The organism is Winogradskyella sp. PC D3.3, from assembly GCF_054366245.1.
Genome location: NZ_CM135962.1, coordinates 50400 through 72305, shown reverse-complemented (window position 1 = coordinate 72305; position 21906 = coordinate 50400). Strand labels below are relative to the sequence as shown.

Annotated in this window: 18 protein-coding genes and 1 riboswitch; of the genes, 16 read left to right on the top strand and 2 right to left on the bottom strand. The window is 35.5% G+C overall.

Annotation, left to right across the window (positions count from 1 at the left end; translation table 11 throughout):
- Window positions 1-23 precede the first annotated feature (23 nt).
- The 4 genes from paaZ (at window position 24) to ACXGSQ_RS00300 (ending at window position 4401) form a co-directional block, all read left to right on the top strand.
- A complete protein-coding gene (paaZ, locus tag ACXGSQ_RS00315) occupies window positions 24-2525 on the top strand; it encodes a phenylacetic acid degradation bifunctional protein PaaZ (protein ID WP_458627678.1) in 2502 nt (833 codons plus the stop codon).
- A 41-nt stretch (window positions 2526-2566) separates the two neighbouring features.
- Window positions 2567-2869, top strand: coding sequence for a GIY-YIG nuclease family protein (locus ACXGSQ_RS00310; protein ID WP_458629294.1), 303 nt, complete (start codon window positions 2567-2569; stop codon window positions 2867-2869).
- Between the two features lie 91 nt (window positions 2870-2960).
- Window positions 2961-3713, top strand: coding sequence for an enoyl-CoA hydratase/isomerase family protein (locus tag ACXGSQ_RS00305; protein ID WP_458627677.1), 753 nt, complete (start codon window positions 2961-2963; stop codon window positions 3711-3713).
- Window positions 3714-3804: 91 nt separating this feature from the next.
- Window positions 3805-4401, top strand: a complete 597-nt coding sequence (locus ACXGSQ_RS00300) for an acyltransferase (protein WP_458627676.1) — start codon at window positions 3805-3807, stop codon at window positions 4399-4401.
- A gap of 81 nt (window positions 4402-4482) precedes the next feature.
- Here the strand turns inward: ACXGSQ_RS00300 and ACXGSQ_RS00295 are convergent, their stop codons facing one another.
- Window positions 4483-4959 carry an Lrp/AsnC family transcriptional regulator gene (locus ACXGSQ_RS00295; protein ID WP_458627675.1) on the bottom strand — a complete coding sequence of 159 codons (477 nt, stop codon included), beginning with the start codon at window positions 4957-4959 and terminating at the stop codon, window positions 4483-4485.
- 174 nt (window positions 4960-5133) lie between these two features.
- Here ACXGSQ_RS00295 and ACXGSQ_RS00290 point away from each other — a divergent pair, with 174 nt between their 5' ends.
- The 3 genes from ACXGSQ_RS00290 (at window position 5134) to ACXGSQ_RS00280 (ending at window position 9919) form a co-directional block, all read left to right on the top strand.
- Entirely contained in the window at window positions 5134-6438 is a 1305-nt protein-coding gene (locus tag ACXGSQ_RS00290; RefSeq protein WP_458627674.1) for a dihydrolipoamide acetyltransferase family protein, read from the top strand.
- A gap of 65 nt (window positions 6439-6503) precedes the next feature.
- Window positions 6504-7571: a branched-chain amino acid aminotransferase gene (locus ACXGSQ_RS00285; RefSeq protein ID WP_458627673.1), complete on the top strand. Its 1068-nt coding sequence runs from the start codon at window positions 6504-6506 to the stop codon at window positions 7569-7571.
- A gap of 290 nt (window positions 7572-7861) precedes the next feature.
- Window positions 7862-9919 (top strand): alpha-ketoacid dehydrogenase subunit alpha/beta, encoded by a 2058-nt coding sequence (locus ACXGSQ_RS00280; protein ID WP_458629293.1) that lies wholly within the window; start codon window positions 7862-7864, stop codon window positions 9917-9919.
- A 7-nt stretch (window positions 9920-9926) separates the two neighbouring features.
- Here the strand turns inward: ACXGSQ_RS00280 and ACXGSQ_RS00275 are convergent, their stop codons facing one another.
- Window positions 9927-13661 (bottom strand): GDSL-type esterase/lipase family protein, encoded by a 3735-nt coding sequence (locus ACXGSQ_RS00275; RefSeq protein ID WP_458627672.1) that lies wholly within the window; start codon window positions 13659-13661, stop codon window positions 9927-9929.
- A 575-nt stretch (window positions 13662-14236) separates the two neighbouring features.
- Between ACXGSQ_RS00275 and ACXGSQ_RS00270 the strand changes: the two genes are divergently transcribed.
- From ACXGSQ_RS00270 to moeB, 9 genes are all read left to right on the top strand, one after another.
- The gene (locus ACXGSQ_RS00270) at window positions 14237-14359 is read left to right on the top strand and encodes a hypothetical protein (protein WP_458629385.1); all 123 of its coding nucleotides are present in this window, start codon (window positions 14237-14239) and stop codon (window positions 14357-14359) included.
- Window positions 14360-14435: 76 nt separating this feature from the next.
- Window positions 14436-14530: riboswitch (TPP riboswitch) on the top strand.
- A gap of 46 nt (window positions 14531-14576) precedes the next feature.
- Window positions 14577-14780 (top strand): sulfur carrier protein ThiS, encoded by a 204-nt coding sequence (gene thiS / locus ACXGSQ_RS00265; RefSeq protein ID WP_458627671.1) that lies wholly within the window; start codon window positions 14577-14579, stop codon window positions 14778-14780.
- Window positions 14781-14810: 30 nt separating this feature from the next.
- The gene (gene thiC / locus ACXGSQ_RS00260) at window positions 14811-16670 is read left to right on the top strand and encodes a phosphomethylpyrimidine synthase ThiC (RefSeq protein ID WP_458627670.1); all 1860 of its coding nucleotides are present in this window, start codon (window positions 14811-14813) and stop codon (window positions 16668-16670) included.
- A gap of 196 nt (window positions 16671-16866) precedes the next feature.
- Complete coding sequence (locus ACXGSQ_RS00255; protein WP_458627669.1) at window positions 16867-17469, top strand: thiamine phosphate synthase; 603 nt, start codon at window positions 16867-16869, stop codon at window positions 17467-17469.
- Window positions 17470-17521: 52 nt separating this feature from the next.
- Window positions 17522-18289 (top strand): hydroxymethylpyrimidine/phosphomethylpyrimidine kinase, encoded by a 768-nt coding sequence (locus ACXGSQ_RS00250; RefSeq protein ID WP_458627668.1) that lies wholly within the window; start codon window positions 17522-17524, stop codon window positions 18287-18289.
- Window positions 18279-18902, top strand: coding sequence for a thiamine phosphate synthase (gene thiE, locus ACXGSQ_RS00245; protein ID WP_458627667.1), 624 nt, complete (start codon window positions 18279-18281; stop codon window positions 18900-18902). Before ACXGSQ_RS00250 ends, thiE begins: the two co-directional genes overlap by 11 nt.
- A gap of 39 nt (window positions 18903-18941) precedes the next feature.
- On the top strand, window positions 18942-19712 hold the full coding sequence (locus ACXGSQ_RS00240; protein ID WP_458627666.1) for a thiazole synthase: 771 nt from the start codon (window positions 18942-18944) through the stop codon (window positions 19710-19712).
- A 3-nt stretch (window positions 19713-19715) separates the two neighbouring features.
- Window positions 19716-20837 (top strand): 2-iminoacetate synthase ThiH, encoded by a 1122-nt coding sequence (gene thiH / locus ACXGSQ_RS00235; RefSeq protein ID WP_458627665.1) that lies wholly within the window; start codon window positions 19716-19718, stop codon window positions 20835-20837.
- Window positions 20837-21889: a molybdopterin-synthase adenylyltransferase MoeB gene (gene moeB / locus ACXGSQ_RS00230; RefSeq protein ID WP_458627664.1), complete on the top strand. Its 1053-nt coding sequence runs from the start codon at window positions 20837-20839 to the stop codon at window positions 21887-21889. Before thiH ends, moeB begins: the two co-directional genes overlap by 1 nt.
- Window positions 21890-21906: the final 17 nt, after the last annotated feature.

Genomic DNA, 21906 nt, shown 5'->3' with positions numbered 1-21906 from the left:
GGAAATGATAAATAAACGTATCGATGAAAAAAATACAAAATTACGTCACAGGACAATGGCTCGAAGGTAAAGGTGAAGGAGTTCCAATGTTCGACGCCATTACAGGAGAAGTTGTCGCGCTTTCAGATACCGAAGGCTTAGATTTTGCCGAAATTCTTCAATACGGAAGAACTAAAGGTGGTGAGAAACTTCGTAAAATGACCTTTCAAGAGCGAGGTAATATGCTTAAAAGTTTAGCGCTTTATCTTGTTAAAAAGAAAGCGGCATTCTACGACTTAAGTTATCGTACAGGTGCAACTAAAGTAGATAGTTGGATTGATATTGAAGGTGGATTCGGGAATTTGTTTGCTAACGCGTCTCTAAGAAAATTATTCCCAAATCAGCCCTATCATGTAGAAGGAGATCCTGTAGATTTATCAAAAGGTGGACGCTTTATGGCACATCATATTATGGTGCCAAAACGCGGTGTGGCGATTCATATCAATGCCTTTAACTTTCCTGTTTGGGGCATGTTAGAAAAATGTGCTGTCAATTGGATGGCTGGAGTGCCTGCTGTGGTTAAACCAGCAACAAACACTTCATTTTTAACAGAAGCAGTTGTACGAGAAATTATCGCTTCAGGTATTTTACCAGAAGGCGCTTTACAACTGATTACAGGTTCAGCAAGAACGATTTTAGACACTGTTGAGTCTCAAGATGTTGTAACCTTTACAGGGTCTGCTACGACAGGAAGACTTTTAAAATCTCATAAACGTATCATTGATGAAGCAGTGCCTTTTACTATGGAAGCCGATTCATTAAATGCATCAATATTAGGTGAAGATGCTGTCCCTGGAACACCAGAGTTCGATTTGTTCATAAAGGAAGTTCGTAATGAAATGACGGTTAAATGTGGACAAAAATGTACTGCAATCCGTAGAATTATTGTACCTCAAAATCTTATAGATGATGTACAGGCTGCTCTAGGAAAAGCCCTGGATAAAATTACCATTGGAGATCCACGACTTAAAGAAGTGCGTATGGGAGCCTTGGTAAGTAAAGATCAAGTTACCGAAGTTAGAGAACGTGTACAAGAATTAGCAAAAACAGCTCGTATTGTTTATGGAGATTTAGATAAAATTAAAACTATTGGTGCTGATGCTAAAAAAGGTGCGTTTTTAGCGCCAATATTGCTTCGCGAGGATCAACCATTTAGCAACTTAGCCGTTCACGAAACAGAAGCATTTGGTCCTGTAAGTACCATAATGCCTTATAAGAATTTAGACGAAGCTATTACTTTAGCGCAGATGGGTAAAGGATCTTTAGTGTCTTCTATTGCAACTTATGACGATAAAATTGCCAAAGAGTATGTGGTTAATGCAGCAAGTCATCATGGTCGAATTTTAGTGGTTAATCGCGATATGGCTAAAGAAAGTACAGGTCATGGTTCTCCATTACCATATTTGGTACATGGTGGTCCTGGACGAGCTGGAGGTGGAGAAGAAATGGGAGGCATGCGTGGTATTAAGCATTATTTACAACGTACTGCCATCCAAGGGTCACCAACAACGTTGACGGAAATCACTGGTATTTATCAGCAAAATGCAAACTATAAGGAAGCAGAGCAGCATCCATTTAAATACCATTGGGAAGACATCCAACCAGGTATGTCTATGAAAACCCACAACCGTACTTTCACCGATACAGACATCATTAACTTTTCAAATCTTACTTGGGATCACTTCTATGCACATACAGACATCACCTCATTAGATGGCAGTATTTTCGAGAAGAGAACTGCGCATGGGTATTTTATTATTTCAGCAGCAGCAGGATTGTTTGTATACCCAAATAAAGGACCAGTGTCTGCCAATTACGGATTAGAAGAATGCAGATTCCTTCGCCCATTATATCACAACGATACCATTTACGTGCGCTTAACCTGTAAGCAAAAAGTAGATCGCGATGTGGCTTCAGCAGAACACCCAAGTGGTATTGTAAAATGGTATGCCGAAATTTTTGATGCAAACAACGATGAGAAAGTAGCATTCGCGACAGTCTTAACCATGGTGCAAAAAAAGCAAGAGGTTTTTGTTGAAATGACTGAGGACAAAATTGAAGAATGTTTGTCTAAACTAACAGCTGATGCAAAACCAAAATGGGGCATTATGACGCCGCAACACATGGTTGAACATTTAGAATACACCTATAAAATTGCTTCCGGAGAGATTCAAGATTTTGAAATTGCAACACCTGAAAAGATTTTAGATAAAGTGCATAATAGTTTATGGAATTATGATAAGTTTTCTAAGAACTCTCAATTTCCACAATTAGAAAAAGATACTTTAGAACCTCTAAAACATCCGGATTTAGCAACAGCAATAGAAAAGTTTAAAGCGCAGCGTGAAAAGTATTTAGAGTTTTTTAAAGAAAACCCAGATGCTAAATTAAAGAATTTGGTGTTTGGAGAATTGAATAAATACGAATCGTATTTATTAGAACGAAAACACCTGAATCATCACTTTGAGCAATTCAACCTTTTATAGAAGGCTGAATTGTTCAAAGTTCCCACGAAAGTGGGAATCTTATAAAAGAAGTTCAAAATATGAAGCATTACGTCTACATAATTACAAATAAAAAAGATGGTGTTTTGTATATTGGTGAAACCAAAAGATTAAAGAAAAGAATATATCAGCATAAGAATAAAGTGCATCCAACAACATTTTCGGCCAGATATAATTTAGGTACGCTTGTTTATTTTAAAGAATATAATACTGAAGCAGAAGCTAAATTAAGAGAAAAGCAAATGAAGAAATGGAATAGAGCTTGGAAAATTGAATTAATAGAGCAGTTCAATCCGGACTGGAAGGATTTATATGAAATAATATAAGTTTAATTCTTAAACTGAGTTTCCTATGATTAGAGTATCAATAAAGAAAAGTATAACATTTTAAAGATTGCCGCTTTCGCGGAAAGTAAACATGAACACACCATACGTAAAACTAGACATAAAAAACGAAGTAGGATACATCGAGTTTTTCCATCCTGCACACAACTCGCTACCAGGAGATGTATTAGCAAAACTAGCGCAAACCATTACTGACGCTGGAACTAACGACGCTATTAAAGTGGTCGTTCTTAAAAGTGGAGGAGACAGAACCTTTTGCGCAGGAGCTAGCTTCGAAGAACTAATAAACATCAACGATGCCGCAACAGGGAAAGTATTCTTTTCTGGATTTGCCAATGTGATTAATGCGATGCGTAAATGTCCAAAATTTATTATTGGTCGCATTCAAGGAAAAACTGTTGGAGGCGGCGTTGGTTTGGCAGCTGCAACAGATTATTGTATGGCGTCCAAATTTGCAGCCATCAAGTTAAGCGAATTAAATATTGGTATTGGACCCTTTGTGGTCGGACCAGCTATAGAACGTAAAATGGGATTAAGCGCTATGTCGCAAATCGCTATAGACGCCAACACATTTTATCCTGCAGAATGGGCAAAACAAAAAGGCTTATTCACCCAAGTGTATGAAAGCACAGAAGCTTTAGACGAAGCCGTAAAAGCAACAGCAGAGCACTTGTGTACGTATAACACAGAAGCTATGCTAGAAATGAAAAAGGTCTTCTGGCAAGGTACTGATGATTGGGATGCTTTATTAGCTGAGCGCGCTGCAACTAGTGGACGATTAGTGTTGAGTGATTTTACAAAAGAGAAATTGAAAGGGTTTAAATAGAAACCGCAAAATGTAAAACTGAAAAATTTTAAATTATAAAGGAGCTTACTTTGATATTTATTATTTATCGGTTTTAAATTTTACATTTAATATGATTTATAAATTTAAAGATTATACTCCAGTCGTTCACGAATCCAGTTTCGTGCATCCCTTAGCGGCAGTAACAGGAAACGTCATTATTGGCAAAAACTGCTACATAGGTCCAGGAGCTGCTATTCGTGGAGATTGGGGACAAATTATTTTAGAAGATGGTGTAAACGTACAAGAAAACTGCACGGTTCACATGTTTCCAGGAAAATCAATTACCTTAAAAGAAAGTGCACATGTTGGTCATGGTGCTATTATTCACGGTGCGAATTTGGGTAGAAATTGCTTAATAGGAATGAACACCGTAATTATGGACGATGCCGAAATAGGCGACGAATCCATAGTAGGTGCCATGGCATTTGTAAAAGCCGAAACCAAAATTCCAAAGCGAAGTTTAGTCGTTGGTAATCCTGCAAAAGTCATCAAACACGTCAGTGATGAGATGATCGCTTGGAAAACAAAAGGCACGCAATTGTATCAGCAATTACCTGCAGATTGCCACGAGAGTTTAAAAGCCGTTGAGCCATTACGAGAAGTGCCTGAGAATATGAAAATGCAAGAGGATAGTTATAAAACACTTCGAGAAACATTCAAAAAGTAAACTGATGTCACTTCGAGTGATTCCGATTTTTTATAGGAATTGTATTGAGAAGCTCTATCAGGTTTTCAAAACCTTACAGGCCTACAACACCCGACTCAAATCAATCTCATTCGTTTCTTTACTTGTCGATAGCGCAATCAAACTTTGTACATTTCCTAGATAAGGAAGGAGCGTTAATTTTGAAATGATAAAGGTTTCATAAGCTTCAATATCTTCAACGACGAGTTTCAATAAATAATCAAAATTCCCGCTGACCCTGTGGCATTCTACAACTTCCGGGAAGTTATTAATTTCCTTTACAAACTTTTCCAAATAACTACGAGTGTGACCTTGCAAGGTAATACCTATAAAAACGGTCAGCTTTAAGCCAATTTTCTTATTGTTTAAAACAGCCACATATTTTTCAATATAGCCTTCCTTTTCCAATTTTTTAATACGTTCAAATATAGGTGAAGTGCTCATACCGAGTTCTTCAGCAATACTCTTAGTCGTCCGATTGCTATTCTTTTGAAGTATAGTGAGTAGTTGTGTGTCTATGTTATCGAGTGTATGTGGCATGAGAAAATTAGTTGTTTTAAAGCGGTAAATTTAACGATTAAAAGATAAATCATCTACAGTATTATTTAAATAAAGAATAATATCCTTTTTAATAGTAAATTAAAAGATTTTAACAATTGTATAATTCGATATATATTATCTTTAATTCTTATAATCCTAAACTATATTAGCTTGATGACTTTTGAATTAAAGATGCCCAAAATGGGTGAAAGTATTACTGAAGGAACTATCATCAATTGGTTAATAGCTGAAGGCGATGCATTTGAAGAAGGAGATATTATTCTTGAAGTCGCCACAGATAAAGTAGATAACGAAGTACCTGCACCAGCATCTGGAACATTAGTAAAAACCATGTTTCAAGCTAAAGATGTGGTTCCTGTAGGAGAAGTTCTAGCGATTTTAGACCTTTCAGAAGACGTAAAGAAATCCAAAACACTAAATGAATCTAAAGCTGTCCCTTCGAGCGCAGTCGAGAACAAGGCTAAGACTAAAAGACCAAAGCCAGTTCAGCAGCCTACCAATTCGAATTCAACTTCATTTTCGGTAAATAATACTAACACTTTCTTTTCGCCATTAATTATAAACATAGCCAAAGAACATCATATTAGCTTTGAAGAATTAGCACGAATACCTGCAACAGGAAATGAAGGCAGATTACGCAAAAGTGACGTCTTTCAGTATATAGAAGACGGACGACCTTATAAATTTGCGCAAGCTGTAACGCAAGATCCAACGGCTTACAGAATTCCACAATTGAATTTCGATAAAGGCAAAGGAAAAGTCATCGAAATGGACAGAATGCGCCAAATGATTGCAGATCACATGGTGTACTCAAAACATACATCGCCTCATGTTACTGCTTATGTAGAAGCAGATATGACGAACATGGTAAACTGGAGAAACGCTAACAAAGTAGCCTTTCAAAAAAAGCATGGAGAGCGTTTAACATTCACACCATTATTTGTTGAAGCCGTAGCTAAAGCCGTTAAAGATTTTCCGAATATTAATGCTTCTGTCGATGGTAATAACATCATTGTAAAAGAAGATATTAATATTGGTATGGCAACCGCATTACCAAGTGGAAACTTAATCGTTCCTGTAGTAAAAAATGCAGATACTAAAAATTTAAAAGAGATTGCTAGTAACGTAAATGAACTCGCCAATAAAGCTAGAGAAAACAAGCTAGCAGGAGACGATATAAAAGGCAGCACTTTCACTATTTCTAATGTAGGAACCTTTGGAAGCGTTATGGGAACACCAATTATCAATCAACCCGAAGTTGCCATTTTAGCATTGGGAATCATTAAGAAAAGACCAGAAGTCATCACCACTGAAAAAGGAGATGAAATCGCTATTCGTAGCATGATGTATTTATCATTATCATTCGACCACAGAGTCGTAGATGGTTTTTTAGGCGGAAGCTTTGTGCGACGCGTAGCCGATTATTTTGAACAATTTGATAGTAATAGAGAAATATAAATTCAGAATTGTCCCCTTGAGGGGACTTTAGGGGTGTTTTAAACACTCTAAAAAAACATACATATATGAAACCTAACATTTCAATCACTAAAGTAGAAACATCAAAAGTTGATGCCTTAGACTTCAACAATATTCCATTAGGCACCACATTCACCGATCACATGTTTATTTGCGACTACGAAAACGGAGAATGGGTTAATCCAAGAATTGAACCATTAGGATTAATTCCTACACATCCAGCTGCAATGGCTTTACATTACGGTCAAGCTATTTTTGAAGGGATGAAAGCCTATAAAGACACCGAAGGTGCACCAATGTTGTTTCGACCAGAAGAAAATGCCAAGCGTTTAAACAAAAGTGCAGACCGAATGGGAATGCCTCATATTCCTGAAGATTTATTTGTAGAAGGACTTAAAGAATTAGTCGGTTTAGAGCACAATTGGATTCCGCCAACCGATGGAAGCGCACTTTATTTAAGACCATTCATGTATGCCGACGAGCCTTTTATTGGTATGCGTGCAGCAACCCATTATAAGTTTATAATTATGGCATCACCAGCGGGTCCATTTTTTAGTAAACGCATCAAATTATGGGCAGAAAAGCAATTCATTAGAGCAGCACAAGGTGGAACCGGTGAAGCTAAAGCCGCTGGAAATTATGCAGCAGCCATTCGTCCAACAGAATTAGCAAAAGCTAAAGGTTACGATCAAGTGTTGTGGTTAGATGCCGCTGAGCATAACTACATTCAAGAAGTGGGCACCATGAATATTTTCTTCAAAATCAATGGAGAATTTATCACGCCAGAGCTCGACGGTTCTGTGTTGCATGGCATCACAAGAGCTAGCGTTATAGAGATGTTACGTGCTATGAATTTCACGGTAACAGAACGAAAAATTACTATCGATGAAATTAAAGCTGCATCAGAAAACGGGACTTTAGAAGAAGCTTTCGGAACAGGAACAGCGGTTGGTATAGCCTACATTCAAGAGATTGGATTAGAAGGAGAGACGATTCATGTTTCTGATGAAAGTCCGGTTGGATTAGAAGTTAATGATACCTTGAATGCTATTAAAACAGGCAAGCTAGACGACCAATTTAATTGGATGACTAAAGTAGAAAAAGAATTAGCTTAGAGTAATTTGGGCGTTACCACAAGGGTCGGGCTTTCACTACTCGCTCTTTTTGCAAAACGCAAAAAGGAGCTCAAACAGGTCGTTCAATCCCTAACGCGTGAACAATGTCACTTCGAGTGATTCCGATTTTTTATCGGAATTGTATCGAGAAGTCATCAAAAGTTCTCGACACAAAATTGCAAGAAAAGCAATTTCACTCGAACTGACAAAGAGTTTGTCATTCCTGCGAAAGTAGGAATCTACGGAATAGGAAAAATGTTTAATTAATGAGATTCCCATTTTCATGGGAAATGAATATGAAAAAAGAAACACTAAAAAAAGGATTTTCAAAACTCTGTACAGCAAAAGCTATGGCAGAATTATACGAAGCTAATTTTAAACAAGTTTCAAAATACGTACATGCAACATCTCGTGGACACGAAGCCATTCAGATTGCTTTAGGACTTCAATTATTACCACAAGATTATGCCTTTCCATATTACAGAGACGATGCTATGTTATTATCTTTTGGTTTAGAGCCTTACGATTTAATGTTGCAATTGTTAGCTAAAAAAGACGATCCATTTTCTGGAGGAAGAACCTACTATTCGCATCCAAGTTTAAAGGACGACGATAAGCCAAAAATTCCACACCAATCCTCTGCAACGGGAATGCAAACCATTCCAGCAACAGGAGTTGCTATGGGAATGCAGTACAAAGAATTACAAGGTTTAGACGATAAAACACTTAAAGATTTACCATTCGTGGTATGTTCTTTAGGTGACGCCTCTGTAACCGAAGGTGAAATAGCAGAAGCGTTCCAAATGGCAGCATTAAAGCAAATGCCAATTTTGTATTTAGTACAAGATAACGGTTGGGATATTAGTGCCAATGCAGCAGAAACAAGAGCGCAAAATGCTTTCGAATACGCACAAGGATTTAAAGGTTTAGACGCTATCTCAATAGATGGCGCTAACTTTACAGAAAGTTATGAAGCCTTAGAAAAAGTCATAGAAACGATTCGTGCCGAACGTAGACCGTTTTTAGTGCACGCCAAAGTACCATTATTAAATCACCATACGTCTGGTGTAAGAATGGAATGGTATCGCGATGATTTAGAAGAAGCACGTTCTCGTGATCCTTATCCGGTTATTAAACAACAATTACTAGATGCAGGATTTTCAGAACAAGACGTTTTAGACATTGAAAATTCCGCGAAAGCGAAAGTGCAGTCCGATTTTGAAAGAGCGTTATCGGCTGAAGACCCAAAACCGGAAGATTTATTTACCAACGATTTTGTACCCACACCAATTACCGAGGAAAAAGGAACACGTTCACCAGAAGGTGCTGAGAAAGTCGTGATGGTAGATTGTGCTTTATTCGCAGTAGAAGAACTGATGAAAAAGCACAAAGAGTGTTTGCTTTATGGACAAGATGTTGGTGGACGACTTGGTGGTGTTTTTAGAGAAGCAGCAACATTAGCGCAAAAATTTGGAGACGATCGTGTGTTTAATACCCCAATTCAAGAAGCCTTTATTGTTGGTTCAACCGTTGGTATGAGTGCTGTTGGATTAAAACCCATTGTTGAAGTGCAGTTTGCCGATTATATTTGGCCTGGCTTAAATCAGTTGTTTACAGAAGTGAGTAGAAGTTGCTATTTATCTAATGGTAAATGGCCAGTGAGCATGATTCTTAGAGTGCCAATAGGTGCTTATGGAAGTGGAGGCCCTTACCATTCATCTTCAGTAGAAAGTGTAATTACAAATATTAGAGGTGTTAAAATAGCGTACCCTAGTAATGGAGCCGATTTAAAAGGGTTGATGAAAGCGGCGTATTACGATCCTAATCCAGTTGTAATTTTAGAACACAAAGGTTTATATTGGTCTAAAGTGCCAGGAACGCAAGGTGCAACATCAGTTGAACCAAGCGAAGATTATGTATTGCCTTTTGGTAAAGCATGGGTGTTACAAGAAATTTGGAAGCAAGACAATGTAGAGACTTTAACCATAGTAACTTATGGAATGGGAGTGCATTGGGCAATGAATGCTTCTGAAGCATTAGGCATGCAAGATCAGATAGAAGTGATTGATTTACGTACGTTGTTTCCTTTAGACGAAGACACGATCATGACATCGGTTAAGAAAACAGGAAAGTGTTTGGTTGTCACAGAAGAGCCTTCCAATAATAGTTTTGCAAGAGCCTTATCTGGAAAAATTCAAGAGGAATGCTTCAAATATTTAGACGCACCAGTGATGACTATTGGTAGTGAAAATATGCCTGCAATTCCTTTGAATTCAACTTTAGAGCAAACTATGATTCCTTCAACTGAAAAAGTGAAAGCTAAGATAGAAACGATCCTAAAATACTAAATACCTATTATTGAATAATTAACTTTTTAGCTCGTTTCGTATTAGTCTCTGATTCTATTAATTCAATAATATACATACCAGCAGATAAATCTGCGATGTCAATAAATTGATTAGTTTGAGCACTATTTAAAGCGTTAAAAAGGATTATTCTTCCATTAACATCGTATAGCTTAAAATTTGTTTGGTTTTGTAATTGACCAATCACTTCAATAGTTTTGTTAGTATTATTGGCATAAACTATTAATTTTTCTAAAGGTTGCTCTGCAACATTAAGTTGGTTAGATTCTAGTCTTAAATAAAAACGACCTGTACCAGAAATTTGCTCTGATGGATTAATTGTATATTCTGAATTATTAAGTAAAGTTATTTCGTTGGTTAGGGTGTCTTCTAAATACACACTAACTGTACCTGAAAGAGTTGATTCTAAAATATTAAACGTTAAAGATTCATTTGCATTTGCATGAAGACCCAATGGAATGACCAAATCAGATAAATCATTTGAATGAAAAGTTTGTAAAGCAATTGGCCTACCAATATTATCTTGTAATAGATTAGAATATAAAGAAAAATTAGGAGGTGTTTCGCCCCAAATCTCAGCATCATATCCTGGATCTAAATCTCGACTAGCATTATCATTAAAATAAAAATCGGTATGAAACTCCTTATCTAATGAGTTAATTTTTAATTTCAAATAGGTTAGTAGATTTGCATTTCGTCCCAAAATAAAATCATCATCAGCACCAACCCTTCTCATACTTGGTGTAAAAGTTATATCTCCTGAGGCATCCGCTTTAACAAAAAAGCCTTGTCCTGGCGCAATGATGGTGTTAGAAGTCGTTGTGGCTAAATTTAAGATAGTCCAACCATCTGATGCAGCTCCATCATATCCATAAATACCAATGGCACTTTCGTTAATTAAACCAGAGTTTGTGATATTATTTAAAAAATCTTGAGCATTTAGATAACTAGGATATGGATTACCTATAAGATTCCAATCGTTAGCTCCGCCTGACACAATAGAAGCATTAATAGAACTTGTTTCTGCATTCCCTATAAATGTAAAATCAGACCCATCGCTTGATCCTGATACGTAACCATTTCCTGCGGATAAAACATTACTATCTACATCTGGTGAATAGTAGACGTAATTTCCAGCTGTTGGATTAAAAATTCCAAACAAGAAGGCAGGATTACCATTAATAGTTCCGGAAGGTAAATTTGAATTTTCAGCTCTAAAATCCCCGAAAGTTTGTCCAGTTACAGGTGCACTTATTAAATCATTCTTTGAAGTTGATGAATTTGCCGCGGCTGCATTGTTTACATGACGATTGTAAGACACACTTCCTGTACTTACACCTTCTACAATTAAGCTAGCATATTTAGTAGATATGGATTCGAGTGAAACATTACCATTATTCACTAAATTACCATTTACGGTTATACTTCCGCCTTCTTTAATTATTATAGATCCATTAATTGAGACGTTAAGATCGTTAACTACGATATTTTCATCTTCATTTATAATATATGTTCCTTTACCTACATACACATCTACAGTGCCTGTTGTTAAAGAAGGAACATTGTTATCTTTCCATGAATCACTGCAATAAAGATAAGCTCCGGCCGGAAGACTAGAAATACAATCAGCATTTGGAATGTCCTTACCTAAAACCTTATTAAATAATATGCTATGACCTGAGTCGTTTAAATGAGCTCCATCTCCATAATCTAAATTACTTAAAATTGTGCCATCAGTATCTGCAACATCTGTCCAAAAGTCAATTGAATAAGTTCCATAAGTGGAAATTATACCATCTCTGACATCAATTTGATCTTGTGTCTGCGTAGGAGAGGCAAAATATCGTGGTTGGGTTGTCGTAATCCAAATAGGAACGGCGTTAATAAGGGCTTCATTATATATGGTAGCAAAATTACTTAATTGATCTGCAACTGGATATCCGTTAGCGGTATCATTTGAAGGTAAATTTACAATAATACCAATTGGATGGTTTGAAATAGCCTTTGTGATATTTCGTTCAGTGTCTATAGTTACTCCTATTTCACTAGGAATTGAAGTACCTGTTGGCAGCAAATGGTACGTTGTGTATCCTCCTTTACCATAGTTAATTACATTTATTCTAGTATTTTTTTGAAAAAGTGCTTTGGCATATAAGTCTACCCAAGCAAATTCGGGAGAAGACGCTCCTATACCCTCAGCTGTAGAAGATCCTATAACAACAATATTGCAACTTGTATTATCGCTAGAAATCTCAAAAACACTATCACTTGTGTCACTAATTAAATCTGATGTTGCTCTCACTAAGCAATTTTGTGAGGGGGTGTTTGGTATGGTCCAACTATAACTGTTTGTTGTATAAGGTACAGTTGCAATTGCACTCCATGACGCTCCATTATCAATAGAATATTCTAAATCGATATCTGAACTGAGACCTGTAGAATCCCACATTATTTCAGGTGTTTTTCCTACTTGCCAAAATTCATCTCCATTTGGGCTATTTAATGTTAATGACGGTTGTGGTGTATAATCTAAAACCATGGCACCTAAATAGAAAAAACCATAGATATTAGTATTGTTAGGACCTGGGGATACTGTTACTTTTAATGTACCATCTGCCTTAGGACTTATGCTCGTTGAGACTGTATTATTTTGGTTGTTAGCAATATCTAGGAACACTGTTTCTGTTGTTAAACCCTCAATTACGTATTGAGTTTCCTTGTTGTCTGTAACAGTGTAATCTAATCGCGATGCGTAAACAGTGATGTTAAACACATCATTTGGATTTAGATCGCTAAACTCTATAGCTCCAGTTGGTTCTGTTTTCGCTATAAATTCAGATGTATTTCCAAAAAAGCTATCGGCTGTAGCTGTATTTGGCAATCCTAAACTTGCACCAGGTGCTGAGGTTCCATCTTCATTAAAATAATTAAAACTGTCTGTAACAGCAACATCTATTGTTGTTGTAGTTCCTCCTTTATTTATTAGATTATTTATGTTTCCTGTAATATAAGGATCCGTTAAATTATTCCATGGAGTGCTACTTTGATTAGCACTAGATCCAAAATCTATAAGTATAGCATTATCAGAATATACAGGTGCATCAACACTATATTCAAGTTCAATAGCTCCTAGATAGATAAAGCCAGAACCATTATCGTTATTCGGTCCTGTTGAAACATTTATGATAATTGTGCCATTAGCTTTAGGATAGAAAGAAGCTGTAGCAACGTTACTTGTATTTTGAGAAGCATCTAAATTAATGGTTTGTGTAGATTGCGCTTCAATTGTATAAGCCGTTTCTCTATTATCAGACACTCCTGTGCGCGATGCAAATACTGAAATAGTATATTGTTTACCTACAATTAGATTATTAAAAGTTAAAGAACCACCATCGGAAGACGTCCCATAAAAACTATCTCTTGTTGCAGATCCTATAAAATTTAAACTAGAATTCGGAGATGTAGTTCCGGTTTCGTTGATCCCTGGAAAAGCATCAACAATTGAAAAACCAATCCCGGTTTCGACTGTATTAGAATTTATCAGATTGCTTATGGATCCAGAAGTTGGATCGGTTACATTATTCCAAGGAGAAGCACTTTCGTTTGCGCCAAGACTCCCAAAATCAATATAAATAGTTTCGGTTTGAGCAGAAATAGAATGTACTGAGTAGCAAAAAAGTAAAAATACAAGGATTTTAACTTTTATAGGGAAGGTTGTTTTCATAATTATAAGTAGGGTTTAAATAAGAAAACTAGATTTTTGGGTTCTAATTTTGGTTAAAAGTACTGTTTATTTTTCTAATTAAACTTGTTTGTTTGTCTTAATTGTCTTATTATGAAAAGTATAGCGTAGTCTTTAATAGGTGGAGTATACTATTAATAGCCTTAATTTTATTTTAGAAAAATGCTCTCGTTTTAAAATTTGTTGACTAAAATCTAGAATTGCTTAAAGTACTTAGGCTTTGCATTAATATATTACTTTGTAGTAATTATATGAAAGCAAGGACTTCAGTATTTAAACTAAAAAAAACGATCTATAAAGATTGTAAACTATCTTCTTATCTAGTCGCTTCAACTCAACTAGAAATATGTATATAATGCATTTGAATATATATAAGGATTTGATGAGTTGGAAGCCATTTCGAAAGAAGGAGCCAACTTAATGTAGAGTTATGAAACTGTGAAGTCATAAAAACTATTTATGAAGAACGACGACCGAAATTAATTCATGCCAAGGTGCCTTTGTTAAATCATCATACATCTGGAAAAATTCAAGAAGAATGCTTTAAATATTTAGATATGCCAGCAATTCCTTTAAATTCCACTTTAGAACAAACCATGATTCCTTCAATAGAAAAAGTGAAAGCTAAAATAGAAAAGTTGCTAAACTATTTTTTTAGAAATAGATTTCAGTTAAAATAGGTTTCTAAAAAAAAAAGGATTCAAAAAATAAATTGAAAAGCATTCTAAAGTCATAAATAATCTTCTATATTTGAAGTGTAAACTTTAGGAGTAGCTATTAAATTAGTTTGAGAAACATCCTTAGAACCTGATTTGGTTAATACCAACGTAGGAAAAAGTTATGTTCGATAAGACATCGAAATACTACCATTTTGGTTTACAGTAATATTTTATAAATATGATTGCTATAAAAGTAAACCAAGAAGTCCACCACATTTTAGAAAACGTCACCTTACAATCCTTTGTTGAAAATTTAAAAATTCAAACAAACGGAATTGCTATTGCTATAAATAATACTGTAGTAAAAAAAACAGATTGGTCTTCAAGATTACTTCAAAATAACGATGATATTTTAATTATAAAATCTACTCAAGGAGGATGATTTTTATCTTAAAAAGAAACCACTTATCAAATGAAGAACAAAGACACTGCACCAAAACAAAACGGTATTACAAGACAGCCGTTTCCGAATTCTAAGAAAATCTATGTCAGCGGAAAAATTTATCCGCAAATTAAAGTTGCCATGCGCGAGATTACTTTAAGTGATACGGTAGACGCCATGACCAAAAAGAAAACACCCAATGAGCCGGTTACAGTTTATGATACTTCCGGACCTTACACCGATCCGAACAAAAACATAGATGTACACAGTGGAATAGAACGAATCCGTGAGCCTTGGATTAAAGAGCGTGGTGATGTAGAGGAGTTAGAATCGTTTTCTTCAGAGTATTGTAATGACCGTTTAAGCGATGCAAGCTTAGATCATATGCGTTTTAAGCTTCTAAAAAAGCCATTACGCGCTAAAAAAGGCAAAAACGTAACTCAATTACACTACGCAAAACAAGGCATTATTACTCCAGAAATGGAATACATCGCTATTCGCGAAAACCAACGAATAGACGAAATGACCGAGATTAGAAAGCAACATAAAGGTGAACATTTTGGGGCGTCTATTCCAGATAAAATTACACCAGAATTTGTAAGGGAAGAAGTGGCAAGAGGTCGTGCTGTAATTCCATCAAATATAAATCACCCAGAAGCAGAGCCTATGATTTTAGGTCGAAACTTCTTAGTGAAAATAAATGCAAATATTGGCAATTCTGCCGTTACCTCTTCCATAGAAGAAGAAGTAGAAAAAGCAGTGTGGGCTTGCCGTTGGGGAGCCGATAATATTATGGATTTATCAACTGGCGAAAACATTCATGAAACACGTGAGTGGATTATTCGTAACTCTCCAGTCCCAGTGGGTACCGTACCTATTTACCAAGCATTAGAAAAAGTCAATGGTGTTGCTGAAGATTTAACTTGGGAAATTTTCCGCGATACATTAATTGAGCAAGCCGAACAAGGGGTTGATTATTTTACTATTCACGCAGGGGTTTTATTGCGTTACGTGCCAATGACGGCCAATCGTGTTACTGGTATTGTGTCTCGTGGTGGCTCTATTATGGCGAAATGGTGTTTAGCACATCATAAAGAAAGTTTTTTATACACGCATTTTGAGGATATTTGCGAAATCTTAAAATCTTACGATGTTGCTTTTTCTCTAGGAGATGGCTTACGTCCAGGTTCTGTTGCCGATGCTAACGACGAAGCGCAATTTGCAGAGTTAGAAACTTTAGGAGAGCTTACGCAAATTGCACGCAAACACGAAGTACAGTGTTTTATAGAAGGACCAGGACACGTGCCAATGCACATGATTAAAGAAAATATGGAGAAGCAAATAGAAGTTTGTGATGAAGCTCCCTTTTACACTTTAGGTCCTTTGACTACAGATATTGCACCAGGTTACGATCATATTACGTCTGGTATTGGAGCTGCAATGATAGGTTGGTACGGTTGTGCTATGTTGTGCTACGTAACGCCAAAAGAGCACTTAGGTTTACCCAATAAAGAAGATGTACGCGTTGGTGTGGTGACGTATAAATTGGCTGCGCATGCTGCCGATTTAGCAAAAGGCCATCCAGGTTCTCAACACAGAGACAATGCGTTGAGTATGGCGCGTTTTGAATTCCGTTGGGAAGATCAGTTTAATTTAGGATTAGATCCAGAGCGTGCTCGCGAATATCATGATGAAACTTTGCCTGCTGCAGGTGCTAAAATCGCTCATTTTTGTTCTATGTGTGGACCAAAATTCTGCTCCATGAAAATTTCTCAAGAGGTACGCGATTTTGCTGCAGTTAACGATATCGTAGATAACGAGGTTATTGCAAAAGGAATGGAAGAGAAATCTAAAGAGTTTAAAGAAAAAGGATCCGAAGTTTATCTATAAAATGATTAGGAAGTTCCCACGCTTTGAAAAAAAAGCGTGGTCGGGCTTTCCGTCATATCTTTTGCTGGTTCTCGATACAAATTTATTCAGTTGTACTGCATAAATTTACTCGAACTGACGGCAAAAGGATGCCACTGCAATTGTATAACACTCATGAATTCCTATTTAACTTTAAATATTAAATATTAAAAACACTATGATAGTTCTTATCGCGCCAGAAAACGATATTCCAAACGAAATAGAAATACTAAACCAATTATTTCAAGAAGGTTTATTGGTGTATCATTTGAGAAAACCAAAGAAAAACTACGATGAACACGTTGCGTATTTAAACAAAATTGATAAAGAATATCACAATAGAATTGTAGTGCATTATTTCCATGAGTTGATCAACGATTTCAATTTAAAAGGCATTCATTTTCAAGAGCAAAAAAGGATTGACCATATAGATAATCCTGGTCAATATTTTAAAAATCTAAATATGTTTGGTAAAACAATAAGTTCTTCATTTCATGAACCAGAAGTCTTAAAAGCGTGTTATTTTGAGTTCGACTATCATTTATTAAGTCCTGTTTTTTCTTCAATATCTAAAAAAGGTTACAAAGGAAAAGGTTTTGATGTTAACCATATAGATAAAACAATCATTGGTATGGGTGGTATTACCGAAGAAACGATAGAAGAAACCATAAAATTGGGGTTTAAAGGAATTGGTGTTTTAGGTGGTGTTTGGAATACAGAAAATCCTGTAGAGAGCTTTAAAAGTATAAAACGTTCTTATCAAGCTTTTACAACAAAATAATAATATCCGATTGTCAGTTCGAGCGCAGGCGAGAACTAAATAAATTAAAAATTTGAATCAAAAAAACTACATATTAACAATAGCGGGTTTAGACCCATCGAGTGGCGCCGGAATTACGTCAGATATTAAAACCTTTGAAGCGCATGGTTTGTACGGTTTATCCGTGTGTACGGCAGTTACCGTTCAAAACGATATAGATTTTGAAGATTGTATTTGGATAGAAAAAGAAACCATTTTAAATCAGATTGACCTTTTGTTTCAACGGTTTTCCATTACTGCAGTCAAAATAGGAATCATCCAGTCTTGGGACGTTTTATTAAACGTTATTCAAACATTAAAAAAGCTAAATCCAACTATAAAAATAGTATTAGACCCTATTTTAAAAGCAAGTGCAGGTTTTAGTTTTCATAACAAACAAGATTTAAAAGTTTTAGAAGAAGTCTTGAGAAGTTGCGATTTTATTACACCAAATTATGAAGAGATTGAAGCCTTGTTCCCTGAGAAATCTATAGAAGACACTATCGATTTTATATCAGAAAGAACAAATATCTACTTAAAAGGAGGTCATAGAACAGATAAAAAAGGATGGGATGAAGTGTACTACAGTAAAATAGTAAAACTAAATATTCCGCCAATTGCAGAAGTTGTTTTTAAAAAGCATGGAAGCGGTTGTGTTTTATCGTCAGCATTGGCTTCTAATTTAGAAAAAGGAATGAACATAGAAGATGCTTGTAAAAATGTAAAATGGTATACCGAACAGTTTTTAAATTCAAACAACACCTTGCTAGGAACACATAAATATACAGAAAATGCTAAGTAAACTACATTATATCTCTCAAGGTAAAATACCAGAAGACCATATAGAAAACATACAAAAAGCATGTGAAAACGGAGTAGAATTAGTACAGCTGCGTTTAAAAGAAATACCACTAGATATCATTTTAGAAACGGCTAAAAAAGCTAGAAAAATCACCACTCAATTTAAAGTAAAGCTAATAATAAATGATCATTATAAAATAGCTAAAGCCGTAAAAGCAGACGGTGTTCATTTAGGAAAAACAGACGCATGTCCATTAATAGCTAGAGCCTATTTGGGAAAACAATTTCTAATTGGTGGCACTGCCAACACTTTAGAGGATTGCAAAGTTCTCATAGAAAAGGAAGTGGATTATATTGGTTTAGGACCTTTTCAGTTTACAGAAACTAAAAAGAATTTAAGTCCAGTTTTAGGGGTTGAAGGTTATAAGCAAATAATAGATAAATTAGAAAAAGACATGCCTATAATTGCTATTGGTGGTATTGGTATGGGAGATGTTACGTCAATAATGAAAACAGGTGTTTACGGAATAGCCGTTTCGGGAACAATAACTAAAGAGTTTACAAGTATTTCTAAGTTTCGTAAACTCTTAAATACATCAGAAATAAAAGCCTAAGTATTCTTAATCTAATAGAGATTCAAAAAGATAAAAAACATGACTAATATATTAAAAATAGCAGATAAAGAATTTACCTCTAGATTATTCACAGGAACAGGAAAATTTAGCGCTTCAGAAGTGATGAAAGAAGCTTTGTTAGCTTCAGAAAGCGAACTCATAACGGTTGCTTTAAAAAGAGTAGATGTTCAAAATAATGAAGATGATATTTTAAGGCATTTAAAACAGGCTCATATTAATTTATTGCCAAACACATCGGGTGTTAGAACCGCAAAAGAAGCTGTTTTTGCAGCAGAATTATCAAGAGAGGCTTTAGGGACAAATTGGGTTAAATTGGAAATTCATCCAGATCCTAGGTATTTATTACCAGATCCTATAGAAACTTTAAAAGCTGCAGAAGCATTAGTGAAATTAGGATTTGTAGTGATGCCTTATATTCATGCAGATCCGGTATTGTGTAAACGATTAGAAGATGTAGGAGTGCAATGTGTTATGCCATTAGGCGCACCTATAGGAAGTAACAAAGGATTAAAAACGCAAGATTTTTTAGACATTATTATCGAGCAATCCAATGTGCCTGTAATTGTAGACGCAGGTATTGGAGCACCATCGCATGCGGCTTATGCCATGGAATTAGGTGCAGATGCTGTCTTAGTAAATACGGCAATTGCAGTGTCTAAAAATCCGGTAGCTATGGCAAAAGCATTTAAATTGGCGGTTGAAGCCGGTAGAATGGCATTTGAAGCCAAACTAGCACCTATTAAAAATAAAGCTGAGGCTAGTAGTCCGTTAACGAGTTTTTTAAACTAAAGTATGGCAAAGTTTATAGCACTTTTCGACACTTATAATTGGGACAATACATTAGAAAGTATCTTCAATAAAACTACAGTTGAGGTAGAAAATGCCTTAGCAAAAGAAAAACTCGATTTAGAAGATTTTAAAGCCTTAATTTCTCCTGCTGCAAAACCATTTTTAGAACAAATGGCTCAGAAAAGCAGTATGTTGACTAAAAAACGCTTTGGTAATACCATACAAATGTATGCGCCAATGTACTTAAGTAATGAGTGTCAGAATATCTGCACGTATTGCGGATTTAGTATGACAAATAAAATACCAAGACGCACATTAACCGATGTTGAGATTTTAAAAGAAGTGGCTTTTTTAAAAGCAAAAGGATATGACCATATCTTACTAGTGACAGGTGAAGCCAATAAAACCGTGGGAGTAAATTATATTAAAAACGCGATTAAAATAATACGTTCTCAATTTTCGAATATTACTATCGAAGTACAGCCTCTAGATCAAGAGGAATATGAGTTGTTAATTGAAAACGGATTGTACGCTGTATTGGTATATCAAGAAACCTATCATAGAGAAGCGTATAAGAAACACCATCCAAAAGGAAAAAAATCTAATTTTAATTACCGTTTAGATACACCAGACCGGTTAGGGAAAGCAGGTATTCATAAAATTGGATTAGGTGCTTTGTTTGGTTTAGAAGATTGGCGTGCCGATAGTTTTTTTACAGCCTTACATTTAAAATATTTACAGAAAACGTATTGGAAAACAAAGTACTCTATTTCATTTCCAAGATTAAGACCGCATTCTGGAGGTTTGGAACCAAAAGTAGAAATGACCGATAGTGATTTAGTGCAGTTAATTTGTGCGTTTCGTTTGTTAGATGAGGATATCGAATTGTCTATGTCTACAAGAGAAAACGAAATATTTAGAAATAATATTGTTAACCTAGGTGCAACTTCTATTAGTGCAGAATCAAAAACAAATCCAGGAGGTTATACCGTAGAACCACAATCGTTAGAGCAGTTTGAAATTTCCGATGAAAGAAGTACAGAAGAAATCGTAAAGATGTTAAAAGGGCAAGGCTTAGAAGTGGTTTGGAAAGATTGGGAACATTTTGAAGCTATAGAAAAGTAATGAGCTTTATCATAGAAGAAAGAAAACAATACAGTCGTCATCTTATTTTAGATAAAATAGGTGAAGCTGGACAATTAAAATTGAAGCAAGCGAAGGTTTTAGTCATTGGTGCTGGTGGTTTAGGTTGTCCTGTTCTGCAATATTTAACAGCGGCAGGTGTTGGAACTATTGGTATAATAGATTATGATGTAGTTGATCAAAGTAATTTGCAGCGTCAAATTTTATATACTATTGATGATATTGGTTTGTCTAAAGCCGAAACTGCTGCTAAGCGATTATCTCAATTAAATCCGTTTGTTCTTTTTAATACTTACAACGAAAAACTAACACGAGAAAATGCTATTGCATTATTTTCTAATTATGATATTATAATAGACGGAAGTGATAATTTTTCAACGCGATATTTAACAAATGATGCCGCAGTAATAACTAACAAACCTCTAGTTTATGGCGCTATTTTTAAATTTGAGGGTCAAGTTAGTGTCTTTAATTATTTAGGAAGTGGAACTTATAGATGTTTATATCCAGCACCTCCCAAACCTGAAGCGTCTCCCAATTGTTCAGAAATTGGAGTATTAGGGGTTTTACCTGGAATCATTGGGAGTTTACAGGCAAATGAAGCGATTAAAATTATTTGTGGTATTGGAGAAGTATTAGTCAATAAGCTGTTATTATTTGATGCTTTAAGTCTGAATCAACAAATTCTGAGTTTTGAAAAAGATGAAGCTTCAAAAATTATCGCTTTAGAAAAAGATTACAATGTTTTCTGTGGAATTGTTTTAACTAAAGAAATCACATTAGATGAATTAAATAAAGATAAAGCGAATTATAATTTATTAGATGTTAGGGAATTGTCTGAAAGAGAAGTGTATCATATAGGAGGGCAACACATTCCGTTAGGACAGTTGTCAAAACGATTTAAAGAAATAGATATTACGTTGCCTGTTGTGGTATATTGTAAATCGGGTAAAAGAAGCAGTGCAGCTGTGTCTTACTTAAAAACACAACTAGATAAAGCTGTTTTTTATAGCCTAAAGGAAGGATTGTCTTAGTTTATTTTTTATTATGA